The sequence below is a fragment of the Segeticoccus rhizosphaerae genome (assembly GCF_005222685.1).
In the GTDB taxonomy this organism is placed as follows: Bacteria; Actinomycetota; Actinomycetes; order Actinomycetales; family Dermatophilaceae; genus Segeticoccus; species Segeticoccus rhizosphaerae.
Genome location: NZ_SWMA01000051.1, coordinates 1 through 17621, shown reverse-complemented (window position 1 = coordinate 17621; position 17621 = coordinate 1). Strand labels below are relative to the sequence as shown.

Sequence of the window (17621 nt, the reverse complement as noted above, 5' to 3'; positions counted from 1 at the left end):
CGGGCTACCTGGACATGGTCGCCGCCGAGCTCAACGACCGGCCCCGCAAACGCCTCGGCTGGCGCACCCCCGCCGAAGCCCTCGACCAACTACTGTCGGAACAGTCAGATCCACACGGTGTTGCACCCACCGCTTGAATCCGCCGGCCGAAACCTCACGAAGATCCCACCGAGAAGTGGGGGTCAGCGGCGCTTGGCCTTCTTCTTGCCCTTCTTGGCGCTCGCGCGCCGCTCCGCGCGAGAGGGCTGCCCGGCGGTCGCGGTGGCCGTGGCCATGCCGTCCGAGCGGACGCTCCGCTCCTCCACCGAGCCGTCCTCCGACGGTGCGGTGTAGCGCAGCTGCGCGGCCGGCTGGGGCGCCTCCAGTCCCTTGACGGTGACGACCGGCTGCGCCTCGGCCTCCTCGCTGTTGTCTTCCTCGCGCTCCTCGGCGGCCTTGCGGGCGGCGATCTCGGCCTGCAGCCCCTCGACATCGATCTCGGCGTGGAAGACGAACGCGACCGACTCCTCCTTGATCGCGTCGTTCATCGCCTGGAACATCAGGAAGCCCTCCCGCTGGTACTCCACCAGCGGGTCGCGCTGCGCCATCGATCGCAGGCCGATGCCCTCCTTGAGGTAGTCCATCTCGTAGAGGTGCTCGCGCCACTTGCGATCCAGGACCGACAGCACCACGCGTCGCTCGACCTCGCGCATCACCTCGGAGCCGAGCTCCGCCTCGCGCTGGTCGTAGGCGGTCTGCGCGTCCGAGGTCAGCTGCTCGGTCAGGAGCTCGCCGGAGATGTTGCCCCGCGCCCCCGCCATCTGCTCGATCTCCTCGAGGTCGAGCGAGATCGGGTAGAGCGACCTCATCGCGTTCCACAGCCGTTCGAGGTCCCAGTCCTCCGCAAACCCGGAGCCGGTCTCCTCGGTGATGTAGCCGACGACCACGTCGTTGAGGAAGGTGCGCATCTCCTCCTCGAGGTCCTCGCCCTCGAGCACCCGGCGACGCTCGTCGTAGATGACCTCGCGCTGCTTGTTGAGCACATCGTCATACTTCAGGACGTTCTTGCGGATCTCGAAGTTCTGCGCCTCCACCTGGCTCTGCGCGCTCTGGATCGAGCGCGACACCATCTTGGACTCGATGGGGACCTCGTCCTCCATCTTGGCCGACTGCATGAAGCGGTCGACGATGTTGGCGTTGAACAGCCGCATCAGGTCGTCCTGCAGGGACAGGTAGAAGCGGCTCTCGCCGGGGTCCCCCTGACGTCCGGAGCGGCCGCGCAGCTGGTTGTCGATGCGCCGGGACTCGTGCCGCTCGGTGCCGAGCACGTAGAGGCCGCCGAGCTCGGTCACCTCGTCGTGCTCGGCCGCCACCGCCTTCTCCGCCTTCTCGAGCGCCTCGTCCCAGGCGCGTTCGTACTCCTCCGGCGTCTCCTCCGGGTCGAGCCCCCGCTGCTTGAGCGCGGCGACGGCGGTGAACTCGGGGTTGCCGCCGAGCATGATGTCGGTGCCTCGACCGGCCATGTTGGTGGCGACGGTGACCGCACCCTTGCGCCCGGCCTGGGCGACGATCGCTGCCTCGCGCTCGTGGTGCTTGGCGTTGAGCACCTCGTGCGGGACGCCCTTGCGGCGCAGCTGGTCGGAGAGATACTCGCTCTTCTCGACGCTGGTCGTGCCGACGAGCACCGGCTGGCCCTTGTCGTGCCGCTCCACGAGGTCCTCGACGACGGCGCTGAACTTGGCGACCTCGGTGCGGTAGACGAGGTCGGCCTGGTCCGCGCGGATCATCGGCATGTTGGTGGGGATGGTGACGACGCCCAGCTTGTAGATCTGGTTCAGCTCGGCGGCCTCGGTCTGGGCCGTGCCGGTCATACCGGAGAGCTTGTCGTACATGCGGAAGTAGTTCTGCAGGGTGACCGTGGCGAACGTCTGGTTCTCGTTCTGGATCTCGACGCCTTCCTTGGCCTCGATCGCCTGGTGCAGGCCCTCGTTGTAGCGCCGCCCGGCCAGCATGCGGCCGGTGTGCTCGTCGACGATGAGGATCTCGCCGTTCAGGTTGACGTAGTCCTTGTCGCGCTTGAACAGCTCCTTGGCGCGAATCGCGTTGTTGAGGAAGCCGATCAGCGGTGTGTTGACGCTCTCGTAGAGGTTGTCGATACCGAGCAGGTCCTCCACCTTGTCGATGCCGGACTCGAGGACGCCGACCGTCTTCTTCTTCTCGTCGACCTCGTAGTCGCCCTGGCCGTCCTCACCCCGCTCGAGCTTGGTCACGATGCGAGCGAACTCGACATACCACTTGTTCGTCTCCTGGTCCGCGGGCCCGCTGATGATCAGCGGCGTGCGCGCCTCGTCGATGAGGATCGAGTCGACCTCGTCCACGATGGCGAAGTTGTGGCCGTGCTGCACGAGCTCCTCGGTGGACCACGCCATGTTGTCGCGCAGGTAGTCGAAGCCGAACTCGTTGTTGGTGCCGTAGGTGATGTCCTTGCGGTACTCCACGCGCCGCTCGGCCGGCGTCATGGACGACAGGATCACGCCGGTCTCGAGTCCGAGGGCGCGGTGGACGCGACCCATCAGCTCGGACTGGTACTCGGCGAGGTAGTCGTTGACCGTGACGATGTGCACGCCCTTGCCCTCGAGGGCATTGAGGTATGACGGGAGGGTCGCCACGAGCGTCTTGCCCTCACCGGTCTTCATCTCGGCCACGTTGCCGAGATGCAGGGCCGCGCCGCCCATGATCTGCACGTCGAAGTGCCGCTTGCCGATGGTCCGCTTGCTCGCCTCGCGCACCGCGGCGAACGCCTCGGGCAGGATCTTGTCGAGGGTGTCGCCGTCGGCGAGCCGCTTGCGGAAGGTGTCGGTCTCCTCGCGCAGCTCGGCGTCGGTCAGCTTCTCGAAGTCCTCCTCGAGGATGTTGACCTGCTTGGCGATGCCCTGGAGCTTCTTGAGCACACGGCCTTCGCCGGCTCGCAGCATCTTCTCAACGATCTTGGGCACGCAAAGCTCCTGGTTGCACTACTGACAGTCGGGCCGGACCCGCCTAGGTTAGTCGCAATCTGGCCATGAGTGATCAACGGCAGGTCACGATGCTGGGTTCCCGGGAGCCACGAGATCCTGGAAGTCCGGGTGGCGGTCGATCCACGCCTTGACGAACGGGCACAGGGGCACCACCTGCAGGCCTTCGCCCTCACGCACCCGTGTGAGTGCGGTGCGCACGAGGGCGGAGCCGACGCCCTCTCCCTCGAAGGCGTCGTCGACCTCCGTGTGGGTGAAGACGATGCGACCGTCCCGCACGCGGTATTCCGAGAACCCGGCCAGCTCCCCGTCCACCCGTGCCTCGAAGCGTCCTGTCTGCGGGTCGTCGGTCACGTCGATGTCTGCCATGCCGCCATGCTGCCACGGTTGGGTCCGGGGCCCCACTCATGTCCTGCACGGCGGCGGCCAGGGCGACCGCGGCGCAGGACATCGGCGGGGCGGCCCCGTGCGGACCAAACCGCGTTGCCTGTGGGACCGCGGATCGGCGAGGCTGTCGACATGCCCGGCGCCCTCTCCCCTGCCTACCCCGACGTCGTCCCTGTGCTGTCGGACGGGATCGTGACGCTGCGCGCCCACCGGCAGTCGGACGTGGCCGACATCGTGCAGCAGTGCAACGACCCGGAGATGGTGCGCTTCACCACGGTGCCGCAGCCGTATGGCGTGCAGGAGGCCCAGGTGTTCATCGGCACCATCGTGCCGGGAGGCTGGGCGGACGAGCACGGCACGCGGGCCTGGGCGATCGAGGCCAAGGATCCGAGCGGCATACCCCGATTTGCCGGGTCGGTCGACTATCGGCCGACGCCCGAGGGCGTCGCCGAGGTGGGCTTCGGCCTGCACCCGTGGGCGCGGGGCCGCGGTGTGATGTCACGGGCGGTGCGGCTCGCCCTGGCCCATGCATTCGAGCACGGCATCGAGACGGTGCACTGGCGCGCCGTCGTCGGCAACTGGGGCTCACGGCGGGTGGCGTGGTCGTGCGGGTTCACGGTGGAGGGCACGGTGCGCGGCCTGCTGGCGCAGCGCGGGGAGCGGCGCGACGGGTGGATCGGCACGCTGGCCAAGGGCACGCCGATGCAGCCGGCCAAGCAGTGGCTCGACACCCCCACGCTGGAGGGTGAGCGCGTCCGGCTGCGTCCCTGGCGGGAGGACGACCGTCCGCGACCGGACCAGGCGCCCGACGAGCTCAGCCAGACCTTCATGACCGGCTTCGTGCCGACGACCGAGACGTTCGACGCCTGGCTGGTGGAGCAGCGGGCGCGTCCCGCCGAGGGCGACAGCGTGGTGTGGTGCATCGCGAACGCCGCCTCCGATGAGGCGCTGGGCAGTATCAACGTGTTCCGCCTCGGCTTCGACCTCATGGCTGGGTCCGGCATGGTCGCCTACTGGCTGCACCCGCAGGGGCGTGGTCGCGGCGCGCTGTCCGAGGCGGTGGACCTGGTCGTCGGGCACGCGTTCACGCCGAAGGACGAGGGAGGGCTGGGGCTGCATCGGCTGGAGGCGGGGACGGACATCGGCAACCGAGGGTCGCAGCGGGCGCTCCGCCGGGCCGGCTTCGTGCAGGTGGGGCACGAGCACGAGGTCATGGCCCACCCTGAGGGCCCCACGGACGGCCTGCATTTCGAGCTGCTGCGCTCCGCCGACCGCGAGGCGGCGCGCGTGGCCCCGACGGTGCCGGCCGTGCTGGAGACCGAGCGACTGCGGCTGCGCGAGTGGCGGGAGTCCGACCGGCCGCGCCCCGACCATGGCATCGACGACGCGAGCGCACGCTTCATGCCCGCCGGTGCCCAGCCCGACGTCGAAACCTTCGACGAGTGGCTCGAGCGCAAGCGCCGCGAGCTGGACACCGGCACGGCCTGTCTCTGGTGCGTCGCCGACCGCGAGACCGACGCGGCGCTGGGGACGGTGCAGATCTTCGCCATCGGTGAGGGGTCGCCTGGCAACGCCGAACTCGGCTACTGGTTGCACACCGACGCCCGCGGCCGGGGCTTCGCCGGCGAGGCCGTCGCGGCGGCGGTCGAGCACGCGTTCCGCCCGGCGGCCGACGGTGGGCTGGGTCTGCGACGGCTGCACGCGGTGACCGACCGGGCCAACACACCCTCGCAGCGAATCCTGCAGGGCGCCGGCTTCCGGCTCTGGGGCATCGACCACCAGTCGTATGCGCGGTCGGACGGCTCGATCTCGGACGGTGCCTTCTTCGAGCTGCTCGCCGACGACAACCGCGGCGGGCGCGCGGGAGCCGGCGTCCAGTGGACGGGGCATGCGACCCGAGACCAGCCAGCGGCCGGAGCCCAGGGTGGTGCCGGCCGAGGCGAGGCCGGACGGGGTCTGGAGCCGGCCACGATCGAGGGACGCGGCATCCGGCTGCGGGAGTGGCAGGAGGACGACATACCTCGCATCGTGGAGGCCTGCACCGACCCCGTCAGCCGGCACTGGCTCGCCACACTGCCCGAGCCGTATGACGAGGTGGCCGGCTGCGGCTACGTCGAGATGACCCGCGAGCGGCACCGCAACGGCGCGGGACTCTTCTGGTGCGTCGCCGACGCGAGGACGGACCGGTGCGTGGGCTCGCTCGGTCTGATGGACCTGTCCGGCGAGGACCCGACGACGGCCGAGGTCGGCTACTGGCTGCACCCGGACGCGCGTGGTCGTGGTGCCATGAGGCAGGCCGTCGGGCTGGCTGTGCGGCACGCCTTCCTGCCGGTCGAGGACGGCGGCCTCGGGCTGCGCCGGTTGCGGCTCAACGTCGCCGGCGGCAACGAGGGCTCGGCGCGGATCGCGGCCGCCATCGGCTTCAGCGAGGTGGGACGCGACCGGGCGGCCGAGCGGTTGGGCGACGGATCGTACGTCGACCTGCGCCGGTTCGACCTGCTCGCCACCGAGTGGACGGGCTGACCCGGGATGCGCCGAAACGGTGGACAGGGCGGGCGAGGAGTGGTTCGTTGTGTGGTGGCCCGCTCACCCTGAGAGAGCCGAGGCCCCTCCGACGACACCAGGAGACCGTGCCGCCGCCGTGGCCTCGTCCGCCGTCGAAAGGTCGCACCACCCATGTCGAAGACAACAGTGACCCGCCCCCGCTGGATCACCGCCGGCGTCGCCGCGATCGTCCTCGTGGGGGCCGGCGTCCCCGCTGCGCTCGCCTCCGGCGACGGTGGCTCGCATCCCGGATACACCGGGTCCCACGAGCCGCCCAACATCGACCTGGTCCGCCAGCAGATCTACGCCTACTACGGCGACCCCGAGAAGACGGGCACCGCCTCGGAGGACTCCGGCTACGGGCACAAGATGCACCGGATCGAGCGGCGCATCACCAACCTGCTCAAGGCGCGCCAGCACGCGAAGTACCACGGGTCGGACCCCACGCTCCTGCTCGACGTGGACGACACATCGCTGCTGACCTACAACTACGAGATCTTCAGCAACTTCGCCTACAACCCCGACACCAACGCGGAATTCGTGATGGGAGAGAAGTTCCCGGCGACCTTCGGCATGGTCAAGGTGGTCAAGAAGGCCAAGGCGATGGGGTATGACGTGGTCTACCTCACCGGCCGCCCCTCCACCCAGCAGGACGCGACCATCGGCAACCTGACCAAGGTCGGCTACCCCGCGCCGGACGCGATCTACACCCGGGACAGGGCCAACCCCCCGGCCTACATGACCTGTGCGCCGGATTGCACGACGATCCAGTACAAGTCGCTGACCCGCAAGCACATCAACCGGACCGGTAACCACATCGTGGCCAACGTGGGCGACCAGTTCTCCGACCTGGCAGGCGGATTCGCCGACCGGACCTTCAAGCTGCCCAACCCGATGTACTTCCTGCCCTAGGAGCGGCGCCCCGCGGGCGATGAGACACGGTCGAGGCCGAGCCATTCGGCCATCGAGGCCAGCTCGTCCGCGAGAGCCGGGCGCGCTTCGGGGGGCGCGTCCGGCTCCCAGTGGACGGCCTGCACCCGCAGCACCCCCGTGGCCCGGTCGGCCTTGAGGTCGCACCGGGCCACGAGGTGCTCGCCGAAGAGGAACGGCAGCACGTAGTAACCGTGCACCCGCTTGCCCTGCGGCACATAGATCTCGAGCCGGTAGTGGAAACCCCACAGCGCCAGCGTCCGATCCCGTTGCCAGATCAGGGAGTCGAAGGGGCTCAGGAGCGCCTGCGCGTGCACCCGCCGCGGCACCCGGGCATCCCGATGCAGGTATGCCGTCCGCTTCCAGCCCTGCACCGTCACCGGCACCAGCTCGCCCTCCGCGACGAGCGAGGCCAGCGCCGGGCGGGCCTGCTCCGGCTTCAGCCGGAAGTAGTCGCGCAGGCACTGCTCGCTGCCCACGCCGACTGCGCGTGCCGCGATGCGCATCAGCTCGCGGAAGGCAACGTCGTCGGGCGGGCGCACCTGCGGTGAGACCGCGTGCGGCAGCACGTCGCGGGGCATCACTCGCTCGAGCGAGGCGTAGCGCCGCTCGAACTGTGCGGTGCGGCCGGCGCTGGTGATCTCTCCCGCCCAGAAGAGGTGCTCGAGCGCGTTCTTGACCAGCGACCAGTTCCAGCCCCACTCCTCGCGGTCGCGGGGCACGTCGTGCTCGAGCGCCGCCTCGACCTGGCGCGAGGTCAGCGGCCCTCGGGCCCGCACCTCGGTGGCCACGGCCACGACCAGCTCGGGGTGGTCGTGCGCCACCCGGCGCATCCCACCCCACGAGTCGTGCAGTGCCCGCCGCATCCGGAAGCCCAGCAACGGCCAGGTCGACGGCGGGATGAGGCTGGCCTCGTGCGCCCAGTACTCCACGAGCCGGCGCGGTGCCCGGTCACGTGCGCGGTCGAGCAGGCCGGTGTCATAACGGCCGAGCCGGGAGAACAGCGGGAGGTACTGGCTGCGCGTCAGCACGTTGACGCTGTCGATCTGGATGACGCCGACCCGGTCGATCACCCGGCCGACGTGCCGCATCGTCGCGGCGCCCGGCGCAGGTCGCGGGTCGCAAAAACCCTGAGCGGCCAGCGCGATCCGGCGTGCCTGCGATCGGGAGAGGACGCGAGGGGCCGGGACCGTGCCCGGGCTCACTCGGGCAGCTCGACCAGCTTGGCCTTCACGGCATACATCGCTGCTTCCATCCGCGAGTGCATCTGCAGCTTGTCGAGGATGTTGCGCACGTGGTTCTTGACCGTGTTCTCGGAGATGAAGAGTTCCTCGGCGATGTCGCGGTTGGACATGCCCCTCGACACCAGCTTGAGCACCTCGATCTCGCGCTCGGTCAACCGGGGCGCCGGCACCGACTCCTCCTGCCGCTGGATCAGCGAGCTGAACTCCGACAGCAGGGTGGAGGCCATGGAGGGGGAGATGAGCGACTGCCCCGAGTGGACGGCGCGCAGGCCCTCGGCGATCTCCTCACCCGGGATGTCCTTGAGCAGGTAGCCGTTGGCGCCGGCTCGGACCGCCTGGTAGAGGTCGCCCTCGTCGTCGGACGAGGTCAGGATGATGATCCGCGCGGACGGCGCCGTCGCCTTGATCGACGCGCACGCGTCGATACCGCTGGCACGCGGCATCCGGATGTCCATGAGCACCACGTCGGGCAGCAGCTCCGCGGCACGTTCGATCGCCTCGGTCCCGTCACTTGCCTCACCGACGATGTGGATGTCGGGCTCGAGGCTGAGGACGGCCTGGAGCCCGCGACGGTAGAGCCCGTGGTCGTCCGCGATGAGGACGCGGATGGGCTCGGGGTCACCCCCTGCAGTGGTCGAGCTTGGCTTCTCCTGCAACGGTGGTATCCCCTTCTCGACGCCCTGTGCCAGTGACGCAGGAACGGCATCCACGCTGGTCATGGGCGACATGATGGCACGCACCGGTGACAGGCAACAGGAGTATCGCACGCCACCTGCCACCGGTGCGCCTGGTCAGCTCACGCGCGCCCGGGGTTCGTCACGCTCCTGCTCGTCGGTCGCGGTCAGCTGTCCTTCGATCTGTTCGTCGTCGCCGGAGGCCTCCTGACGGTCGAGCCGCAGCACGCCGTAGGACCACCCGCGGCGCCGGTAGACGACACACGGCTGACCGGTGTCGATGTCCTCGAAGAGGTAGAAGTCGTGTCCGACCAGCTCCATGTTGTTCAGCGCCTGGTCGATGCCCATCGGGACGCTGGGGTGCACCTTCTCGCGCACCTCGATCGGCGAGTTGCCGTGGGTGCCGAGCTTTTGGTGCATGCGCTCTTCCTGGTCGTTCTCCGCCGTGTCACCCGACTCGCCATTCAGTCCCACCGGCTCGCTCGCCAGGCGTGCGGTCGCCTCACCCACCGACTCCGGCCTCTGCCGTCCCCGGTGCACGCGGCGGCGGTCCTGCGCACGCCGGATCCGCTCGAGGAGCTTGGTCATGGCCAGGTCGAGCGCGGCATACTCCTCGTCCGCACAGGCCTCGGCGCGGATGACCGACCTCTTGACGTGGCAGGTGATCTCCACCCGCTCACAGGCCTGCGCCCGGCGGGGGTTGGGCTCATGACTGATCACGACATCCACGCGCATGACGCGTGGTGCCAGTTGCGGGATCTTGGACAGCTTCTCGTCCAGATGACGGCGGAAGCGGTCGGTGACCTGGACGTGACGTCCAGTGACGGTGATCTCCACAGGTGCCCTCCTAGGGTGGTGACGCGTAGTTCTCTCCGGGCCCGCGAGGCCCCTTCGGCTGCTGCATCACCCCCTTGCTCTGGAGGTGCCCCGACGCGCCTCGGGCCGGCCCCACGAGTAGTGGCGTGGGACGCGACCCGTGTCCGGCGCTGCCGTGGCAACGACCACCAAGGTCATAGTTCGCACCGTAGTCGACCCGATCTGGAAACGACACACCGCTGACGAAATCGGGGTCAAGTCTTGGTGTGGACTGGCCGACGGGGTATCGCCGAGCCCGCACCCCGGGCGGCGGGAGTCAACTCATTCCGTAGTGCAACTGCATCGGCGAAGGCAGCCGTACGTCTGCCACAGGTCATCTGAAGGTAAAGGCGAGGTAAAAAATCTTCCCGGATTCGCTAGACAATGTCGGTGGTGTGGGCCATGATGCATTCCGTCGAAGGTTCAACTACCACGCGGGGGGAAACCCGCAGACGGCAGGGTATGACGTGTCAACAAGGGGTGGGCTGGTCGCGGACACTGCGCGGCAGCGTCGCGTGCTCGTTCTCTTCCTGATCGTCGTCGGGGTCGGCGTCGGGATCCTGGAGGGCTTCACCGAGGTGGTGGTGCCGACCGCGGCCGCGCTGCTCGCCCTCGACCTGCTCGCCGCCGCCTGGGTGGCGCGCAGCCACCCGCGGGTCATGCCCCACGTGCACCCGGCCATCGCGCTCGAGCTCGCCGGCGCCGGACTCATCGCCGCGGTCATCGGCTACAACATGCCAGCCGCACACGGCCTGCTGCCGATGCTGCTCATCCCGGCCCTGCGCATCGGTGAGTATGCCGGCCGCGCCCTGGCCAGCTGGACCGTCGCCTGCCTCTTCCCGCTCATCTTCATCCTCGACCGCTTCGTCGGGACGCAGTCCAGCCAGACCGACCGCACGAGCACGCTGCTCTGGCTCGTCATCGCCCTGATCACCGGCCTCGTCGGCGCCCGCGTCGCCACCATGGAGCGCGACCAGGAGGAGTCCACGCCCCGTGCCGCCCAGGAAGCGGCGGCTCTGCTGCGGCGGCTGGACACCCTGGCGGGCAGCATGGACGCCGGCTTCGACGTGCCCGCCTCGGCGGAGATGATGCTGGAGGCACTGCGCCAGGAGATCACGCTGCGCCGCTCAGCCGTCCTCGTCGGCACCAGCGACCACCCTGCGGTGCCTCTCGCGCTGCGCGGCAGTGACCGGGTTCCGTGGCCCGGACCCGAGGTCGAGGGCTCGCCGCTGCAGCACACCTGGTCCACCGGTGAGGCCATCGTCGAGGCATGGCAGGGCGACACGGGCAGCCGGACGGTGCTGACCGTGGCGATCCGCGACACCGACGGGCAGTCGATCGGAGTGCTCGTGGCCGACCGCGAGGGCTCGCTGCCGTTCAACCGCCACGACGTCGCCGTGGTCGAGGACATCGTCCACCAGCACGGCCCCAACCTCGACGTCGCGCTCTCCTTCGCCGCGCTGCGCGAGCACGCCGGCATGGAGGAGCGCGAGCGCCTGGCCCGCGAGATGCACGACGGCATCGCGCAGGAGCTGGTGGCGTTCGGCTACCAGATCGACATGGTGCGCCGGCAGTATGCCGAGAACCTCCCCCACCTGCCCAACCCGATGGACGGGCTGCGCACCGACCTGACCCACGTCCTGTCCGGGCTGCGCCTGCGGATCGCCGACCTGCGGGTCGCGGTGCGCCCGGACCAGGGCCTCGGCGCCGTGATCAGCAGCCGGCTGCAGCGCTTCGGCACCAGCAGCGACCTGTCCATCGCCCTGCGGCTCAACGAGACCGGCTTCCGGCTCCCGGCCCACACCGAGACCCTGCTCTACCGCCTGTTCCTCAAGGTCCTCGACGACGCGCGGCACGCGCCCGGCGCCACGGCTCTCGATGTCAACCTCAGCGTGACCGCTCCGCAGGCCTTCCTGCGCATCACCCACGATGGTGCCAGCGAGCTGCACCAGCGTATCTTTCAGGACCACCCCATCAATGACCTCGGCGGGCAGGTCATCGTCGACCGCCTGCCGGGCACCGGTGTGGTCGTGCAGGTCGCTCTGCACGGCACGCCCCGGCGCGCACCCCAGCCCCTCACCAACGAACGGATGCCCCTGCGATGACTCTCTCGGTGATCCTCGTCGACGACCACGCGCTGGTGCGCGAGGGCCTCGCCCGCCTCATCGACTCCGCCCCGGAGTTCCAGGTGGCGGGACAGGGTGCCTGTCTGGCCGACGGCTACAGCCTGCTGGCCAAGCAGCACGACCTGCTCGTGGTGGACGTCTCGATGCCCGACGGCAGCGGTCTGTCGCTTGCCCGCTATGCGCGAGAGCACTACCCGAACATGGGCATCGTCGTGGTCACGATGCACAACGACGACGAGACGCTGCTCGAGGCCCTCGACGCAGGCGCCTCCGCGCTGGTGCTCAAGAGCGACCCGTCCGACGACGTGCTGTATGCCGTACGCCAGGCCGTGCACCGCCCGCGCAGCTTCGTCGCCGACGGGCTGTCTGACGCCCTGCGGCGCCGTGAGTCGTCCAGCAAGCCGCGGCTCACGCCGCGCGAGACCGAGGTCATGGCGAGCCTGCTCGATGGCGCCTCGGTCTCCCAGGTGGCCCGCTCCCTCTACATGAGCGAGTCGACCGTCAAGACCCACATCGCGCGCCTCTACGACAAGCTCGGCGTGCACAACCGCGCGGCCCTGGCCATGGCGGCTGTGCAGCACGGCCTGGTGCCGAACAGCGCCCGCTCCGCGCAGCAGGCCGCCCTGACCGCCTGACCGCTGCACCGGCCGGGTCCGTTGCCGGCCAGGAAGGTTGGGGGGAGCATGGCCAAGCCGTTCGTCGACCGGTTGACGCCGCTGCTGGAGACCGGCGACGTCGTGGGTGGTCGCCTGCTGCTCGACTCGCTGACCGATCAGGAGCTGGCGGAGGCCAAGCAGTGGTTCGCCGGGAGCCGTCGCTTCGTCCGCGACCTGCACGCGCTCGACTTCGCCGGTGCGGACCATGAGGAACGGTCTCGCGCGCGGTGGGAGGCCTCCTGGATCATCGCGATGTGTGCGGTCCGATTGTGCGGGCCGACCACCGCGGCACGCCGGGTGCCGTGGCGCGACCTGTGGGACTTCATGCGGTGCGACGGTGAGGCGCAGTTCGTCCACCTGCTCTGGGAGACCGACCGGGCCTGGGTGGGACAGTTCGCCGAGACCGCGAGCGGGGTCGGACTCGGCGGACAGGCGCGCAACGTCAACGCCAACCTGTCGCGCGTGGTGCGCGCGGCCGTCATCCACCACGGGCTGCCCTGCCCGAGCGGCGCAACCTTCCTCGCCGCGTGGTCGGCGGGCACCGGAGCACCCACCTATGACGTCGCCGCGGTGCGCGACTGGCTGGCCCGCGACCCGCTGATGCCCGACCTGCTGCACCACTACCTCGCCTCCGGCCACTGCGGCCAGGTGCCGGGGCTGCCCGATGCCGTCCCAGAGCTTGTCGCTGCCGGGGTGCTGGATCGAGAGGCTTTGCTCGAGCACGTGCTCGGGCTGATGACCGCCCCGCAGCGCCCGGCCAGCCAACGCGTCCTCGCCGGAGTCTTCACGGCGCTCAACCCGCGGCCGGATGAGATCACAGGCGGCCTGACCTATCTGCTCGGCGTCATCTCCACTGCCCACGGCTCGGTCGGTCAGGTGCTGCTCCCCATGGCGCTGGAACTGGTCGATGACCCCGACGGGCTGCTCGAGCTCACGACGGTCGTCGCCGGCCGCCCAGAGCGCCGCCAGAAGTCGATGCTGCTGAAGGCGCTGGTTGGACCGTCCCTGCGCGCGAGGGTCGGCGACTCGGCCGTGCGGGAGGCGCTGCGCGTCCTCGCGACTGACGACGACGCGGCCTTCATCTCCAAAGTCACCGAGGCGCTCACCGCCCTCGGGGACGATGGCACCGACTCCGAGTCCGACAGCGAGGCGCCGGTGCTGGGGCTGTGGGGCCTGGAGCCTGCCACCCATTTGGAGGTGGACGCCTTCCGCACCCGGTGGCGCAAGCAGTTGCCACTGGGGCAGGTGCCGCTGTCCACCCTCATCGGCGAGTTGAACGACCTGTTCCTGGCTGGTGGCCTGCGCCCGGTCTGGCCGGTCGCGCTCGAGCTGGCCGACACCGCCTGTCGGATGCCGCGCAAGCCGGCCGGGCTGGCTGACCTCCTTCGCCTGCTCGCAACGTATGCCGTGGAGGTACCTCGCCCGCGCGAGCTCCCGCCATACGTCGCGGCCCTCGCCGCCCAGAGTGGGCGCAGCAAGGCGCAGATGGAGGCGCGTCGGCTCGGCTCGCTGTTGGCGGCCGTCGACGTGGACGACTACGTCGCGGGGTTGCGGCAGGCCGGTGCGCAGGACGTGCCGCCGCGGGTGCGTGGGCTGTGGCAGCGTGGCGCCCCGATCAACGTGCTGCCCTCGACCCTCCGGGTGGACGATCCGGTGCTCGACGTGCCCGCCCTGCGGCGCCAGCTCGAGGCGACGAGCTCGTGGCACGGAATGCAGGACAACGACCTGGTGGTGGTGCGGCCGGACTACGTCCAGCGCATGGAGCGAGTGAACCTGACCTTTGCCGACCGGCTCCTGGCCGTGGCGGTGCGGGCGATCCACGAGCACGGCGTAGCCGATTCCCGCCGCTTGTTGCGGGGCATCGAGCGGCCCGGCCACCCCTTCCCGGTGCCGGGGGCCATCGACCTGTGGGCAGCCGGGCACCTGGACGCCACGACGTTCTGGCGGCTTGCCCACCGGTCAATGACGGCGCTGGAGCACCACCGTCGGCTCACGAACAACCCGTGGCTCGACTACGCGGGACAGGCGACGATCGTGGAGGCCGTGACCGCAGCCGGGGACGAGACCATCGTGCTGCCGGTGTGGCTCAACGAAGCGACCACGCGGCTCACCTTCCTGCTGGCGTGCGAAGCGTTGGCCAAGGTCGAGCAGACGTCGGTGCTGCTGTCGACCCCCACCTATCGCGAGGGCACGCTCGACTTCGACGACCTGCTCGGCCGGTTGCGAGCGGTGGCCGCCGGCGGCGTCTCGGTCGGGCCGCTGGACCTGGTGCAGGCGCTGCACCGGTTGCGGCCGACCGACCCGGCTCGCGCTGTCGAGCTGGCCCCGCTCGAGGTCATGACTGACGCGGCGTTCACCAGCCCGGACGGCGACGAGGCCTGGGACGCGGTGGAACTCGTGCGGACCTGGCTGGCCCGGGGTGGGCTGCCTCCGCTGGACCCCGTCGTGGAGGATGGCGAGTGGTCGACGGCGGCGGTGGCTCCGGTCCCGTGGTCGCGTTGTGCCGCCCTGCCAGAGGAGTTGCGCGCCGACCCGTGGTGCCCGGGCCCCATGGTCGACGCCGTGCGGATGATGCCGCTCTGGGGAGACCGGTGCGCCGCTCTGGACCGTCCCGAATGGGATGGCTACGGCGCGTTCCCGACCCTGATCGCCGGTCCGCTGGGGCTTCCCATGCACGACCGGTTTCTCCAGCTGATGACACGCACCGGCCAGGGGGGTGTGGACGTCGTCGTGTCCACCATGCTGTCGGTGTTGCGGCTCGATCGGCTCGACCCGCAGCTCGCCGCGGAGGCCGCGCTCCGGCGACATGCGGTGGGGACGCTGGAGCTGGCGGCGATCAACTGGTCGGCCTGGGTTGCTTTCGAGTTCGGTGGTTTTCGTGGATTGTGGCCGTCACTGCTGGAGATCGCGGCCGCGCTGTGTACGGTCCCAGAACCGCTCGCGGAGCTGCCCGCGCTGATGGGCCTGCTCAGCGACTACGCACATGAGGTGCCCGAACCCGTCATACCGGAATCGTTGCGCGCCTTCGCCGACGGTGCAGGGAACGCGCGGGGTCGGACGGAGGCGCGGGCATTGGTCGAGGCACTTTCGATGACCGCCCCGGACGCCCTGGATGAGACCGACGAGCGGGTGTCGGCATGAGCTCCTTCGCGGCGGAGTCGGTGCTGACTCGCTCGCCCGAGAGCCAACGCCTCGAGCTGGCGACCGGACTCGGTGTCACGCCAACGGGGCTGGTAGAGAGCCCGGTGTTCTTCTCCGGCTTCCTGGACCGGCCTGATGTGGCCGCCTCCGGCCTGCTTGCCGTCGCGGACGTGGCCGCCAGTCGGTATGCCGACGCCGGACTGGCCGCGCGCCTCGCCTCGATGGACCCGGTCGTGACGGCCGGTGGAACCTGCCTGCGCTTCGAGTCGTTCTCGGCGTGCAACGGTGTGCACGCTCGGTTTGACCTGCTCCGCGAGGGATTGGGCGGCGGCGAGGTCGGCTTCGGCACGACGAACGTCGACATCAACCCTCCCCTGCGCAAGGCCCTGGCCAGGGTCAACCGGGCCGAGGCGATGCACCTGAGCGTCGGGCGGGACGAACTGCGCGCGTCGTCGCTGGCGGGCACGCATGTGGAACGCAAGGTCAACCTGCCGGAGCGGTGGGTCCGGGGCCTGGCGGAGGTGCCGGCGCTCACTGCGGCGATGACGCGCGTCGCCGAGCTTCGCGGGCCGGCGATCGCGCGCTTCTTCTCGACCCTCCCGCGGGTCGCCCCGCCGGGGCCGTCGATGAACGTCCTGCCGATGCCCTCGGGGTGGCGCCTTGCGACCCGCGCGCTGCCGAAGTCCTTTCCGCTACCTGGTGTCTCGCGCCTCCGCGGTGCCGACCGAATCATCCGGCACGCCTCGCGTCTCGCGGTGTACGTCAACGTCAACGGCACCACGGCCTGGGTGTTCGACGTGCCGGGCGGCCGCTTCACCCTGGTGCTCAGCCCCGATCCCTTCCGGGGCTTCTCGGGCGAAGGCACCCTGCTCACGCTGCTCACCGACAGTGACGCAGAGTCGCACGGGCGACGAGTGCTCGCCGAGCTCGGCTGGACGCCGCTCGTCGACCCGAAGGACTTGGCCGAGCGCACCGGCCTGGGCCCCGGCAAGGTGGCTTCTGGCCTGGGCTGGCTCGCCGCCTGCGGGCGACTCGGCTACGACCTGACGGAAGGCGCGTGGTTCCACCGCGAGTTGCCCATCGACAGCGACAAGGTCTTGCGCCGCAACCCCCGCCTTGCCTCGGCCCGCAAGCTATTGGAAAGTGGCTCTATCAGGGACGGCAGCGACGGCTGGAAGGTGGAGGGTAGCTACGGCAACCGCTACACGGTGACGAAGCAGTTGCGCTGCGACTGCGCCTGGGGCGTCGAGCACGACGGCAACCGTGGCCCCTGCAAGCACGTCTTGGCGGCCATCCTCACCTTCCGCGACTCGGGTTTGGACTGACCGCACCCCTGTCAGGGCAGTGCGAAGGGTGCCTCGGACACGAACCATGCAAGTGCCACACAGTTGGTGACAACCGTGCACCAGAAGATGGTGCGGAACGGTTGTTTGACCGTCTTGTGCCGGAAGACCTGTCGTGCGACCAAGGCACCCGGCCAACCGCCCACCAGGGCGATCGTGTGAAGGGTGGACTCCGACGTGCGCCATCTACCCTGCTTCGCTGCGGACTTGTCCGCGCCGTAGAGCACGAACGCCACTGCGCTGAACAGTCCATAGGCAGCCAACAACACGACGTGAATCTGATCCTCCACCAACAGGACCACCTGGAGAGCGAAGAACAACACGGCGGAGGCGGAAGCCACTAGTACTGCACTGGTCCTTGTGCTGCCGGCTCGTCCGTGGGCCGCGTACCGCACCCGTGAGACGCGTGCCGGGTTACGCTCGTCACGAGTCTCGACGGAGGTGACCTCACAACCGGGGGGCAGGCCTCGGCCCACGCGGGAACGCACTCACGTGCACAAAGACACGCGAGCCTCCACCGGCGGGAGTGATGAAGCCGAAACCCCGGGCGTCGTTCCAGTCCTCCAAAACCCCGCGCTGAGACCTGGCGCTGTTGTCTGAAGGCACGCTTCCCGCTCCTTGGCTCGGATATCCCCAAGCTGGGCCGTGTGAAGGAGAGTCCCTTGGGGTGGTGGGGTTTGAGGTCCAACGGCGGGGCTTCGTGAAGTAGGCGGCCATCGGCGGGATCT

13 protein-coding genes and 1 pseudogene are annotated in these 17621 nt (G+C 69.7%); 7 read left to right on the top strand and 7 right to left on the bottom strand.

Features of this window, described 5'->3' with window-relative positions:
- Window positions 1–137 (top strand): annotated as a pseudogene (locus tag FCN22_RS22985) (IS30 family transposase); the annotation flags it as partial.
- Between the two features lie 45 nt (window positions 138–182).
- On the opposite strand, the gene secA reads toward FCN22_RS22985, so the two are convergent.
- Together secA and FCN22_RS20085 are read right to left on the bottom strand one after the other, a co-directional pair.
- On the bottom strand, window positions 183–2975 hold the full coding sequence (secA, locus tag FCN22_RS20090) for a preprotein translocase subunit SecA (protein WP_137123344.1): 2793 nt from the start codon (window positions 2973–2975) through the stop codon (window positions 183–185).
- 84 nt (window positions 2976–3059) lie between these two features.
- The gene (locus FCN22_RS20085; protein WP_274381649.1) at window positions 3060–3398 is read right to left on the bottom strand and encodes a GNAT family N-acetyltransferase; all 339 of its coding nucleotides are present in this window, start codon (window positions 3396–3398) and stop codon (window positions 3060–3062) included.
- Between the two features lie 114 nt (window positions 3399–3512).
- Between FCN22_RS20085 and FCN22_RS20080 the strand changes: the two genes are divergently transcribed.
- Window positions 3513–5903 carry a GNAT family N-acetyltransferase gene (locus tag FCN22_RS20080; protein WP_162308270.1) on the top strand — a complete coding sequence of 797 codons (2391 nt, stop codon included), beginning with the start codon at window positions 3513–3515 and terminating at the stop codon, window positions 5901–5903.
- 153 nt (window positions 5904–6056) lie between these two features.
- Window positions 6057–6836 (top strand): HAD family acid phosphatase, encoded by a 780-nt coding sequence (locus FCN22_RS20075; RefSeq protein WP_137123341.1) that lies wholly within the window; start codon window positions 6057–6059, stop codon window positions 6834–6836.
- Here FCN22_RS20075 and FCN22_RS20070 read toward each other — a convergent pair.
- The 3 genes from FCN22_RS20070 to hpf all read right to left on the bottom strand — a co-directional run bounded on the left by FCN22_RS20070 (window position 6833) and on the right by hpf (window position 9609).
- On the bottom strand, window positions 6833–8059 hold the full coding sequence (locus tag FCN22_RS20070; RefSeq protein WP_238384869.1) for a winged helix-turn-helix domain-containing protein: 1227 nt from the start codon (window positions 8057–8059) through the stop codon (window positions 6833–6835). The genes FCN22_RS20075 and FCN22_RS20070 overlap by 4 nt on opposite strands.
- Complete coding sequence (locus FCN22_RS20065; RefSeq protein WP_137123340.1) at window positions 8056–8817, bottom strand: response regulator; 762 nt, start codon at window positions 8815–8817, stop codon at window positions 8056–8058. Before FCN22_RS20065 ends, FCN22_RS20070 begins: the two co-directional genes overlap by 4 nt.
- A 72-nt stretch (window positions 8818–8889) precedes the next feature.
- Window positions 8890–9609 (bottom strand): ribosome hibernation-promoting factor, HPF/YfiA family, encoded by a 720-nt coding sequence (gene hpf / locus FCN22_RS20060; protein ID WP_137123339.1) that lies wholly within the window; start codon window positions 9607–9609, stop codon window positions 8890–8892.
- Between the two features lie 413 nt (window positions 9610–10022).
- Between hpf and FCN22_RS20055 the strand changes: the two genes are divergently transcribed.
- From FCN22_RS20055 to FCN22_RS20040, 4 genes are read left to right on the top strand one after another with little or no spacing between them, the layout of a single operon-like run.
- Window positions 10023–11732 carry a sensor histidine kinase gene (locus tag FCN22_RS20055; RefSeq protein ID WP_137123338.1) on the top strand — a complete coding sequence of 570 codons (1710 nt, stop codon included), beginning with the start codon at window positions 10023–10025 and terminating at the stop codon, window positions 11730–11732.
- The gene (locus FCN22_RS20050) at window positions 11729–12388 is read left to right on the top strand and encodes a response regulator transcription factor (RefSeq protein ID WP_137123337.1); all 660 of its coding nucleotides are present in this window, start codon (window positions 11729–11731) and stop codon (window positions 12386–12388) included. The genes FCN22_RS20055 and FCN22_RS20050 overlap by 4 nt, the downstream gene beginning before the upstream one ends.
- 48 nt (window positions 12389–12436) lie before the next feature.
- Window positions 12437–15550, top strand: coding sequence for a hypothetical protein (locus tag FCN22_RS20045; protein WP_137123336.1), 3114 nt, complete (start codon window positions 12437–12439; stop codon window positions 15548–15550).
- Window positions 15547–16875 carry an SWIM zinc finger family protein gene (locus FCN22_RS20040; protein ID WP_137123335.1) on the top strand — a complete coding sequence of 443 codons (1329 nt, stop codon included), beginning with the start codon at window positions 15547–15549 and terminating at the stop codon, window positions 16873–16875. The genes FCN22_RS20045 and FCN22_RS20040 overlap by 4 nt, the downstream gene beginning before the upstream one ends.
- An 11-nt stretch (window positions 16876–16886) precedes the next feature.
- Here the strand turns inward: FCN22_RS20040 and FCN22_RS20035 are convergent, their stop codons facing one another.
- Window positions 16887–17234, bottom strand: coding sequence for a DUF1294 domain-containing protein (locus FCN22_RS20035; protein ID WP_137123334.1), 348 nt, complete (start codon window positions 17232–17234; stop codon window positions 16887–16889).
- A gap of 106 nt (window positions 17235–17340) precedes the next feature.
- Window positions 17341–17610 carry a cold shock domain-containing protein gene (locus FCN22_RS22890; protein WP_137123345.1) on the bottom strand — a complete coding sequence of 90 codons (270 nt, stop codon included), beginning with the start codon at window positions 17608–17610 and terminating at the stop codon, window positions 17341–17343.
- Window positions 17611–17621: the final 11 nt, after the last annotated feature.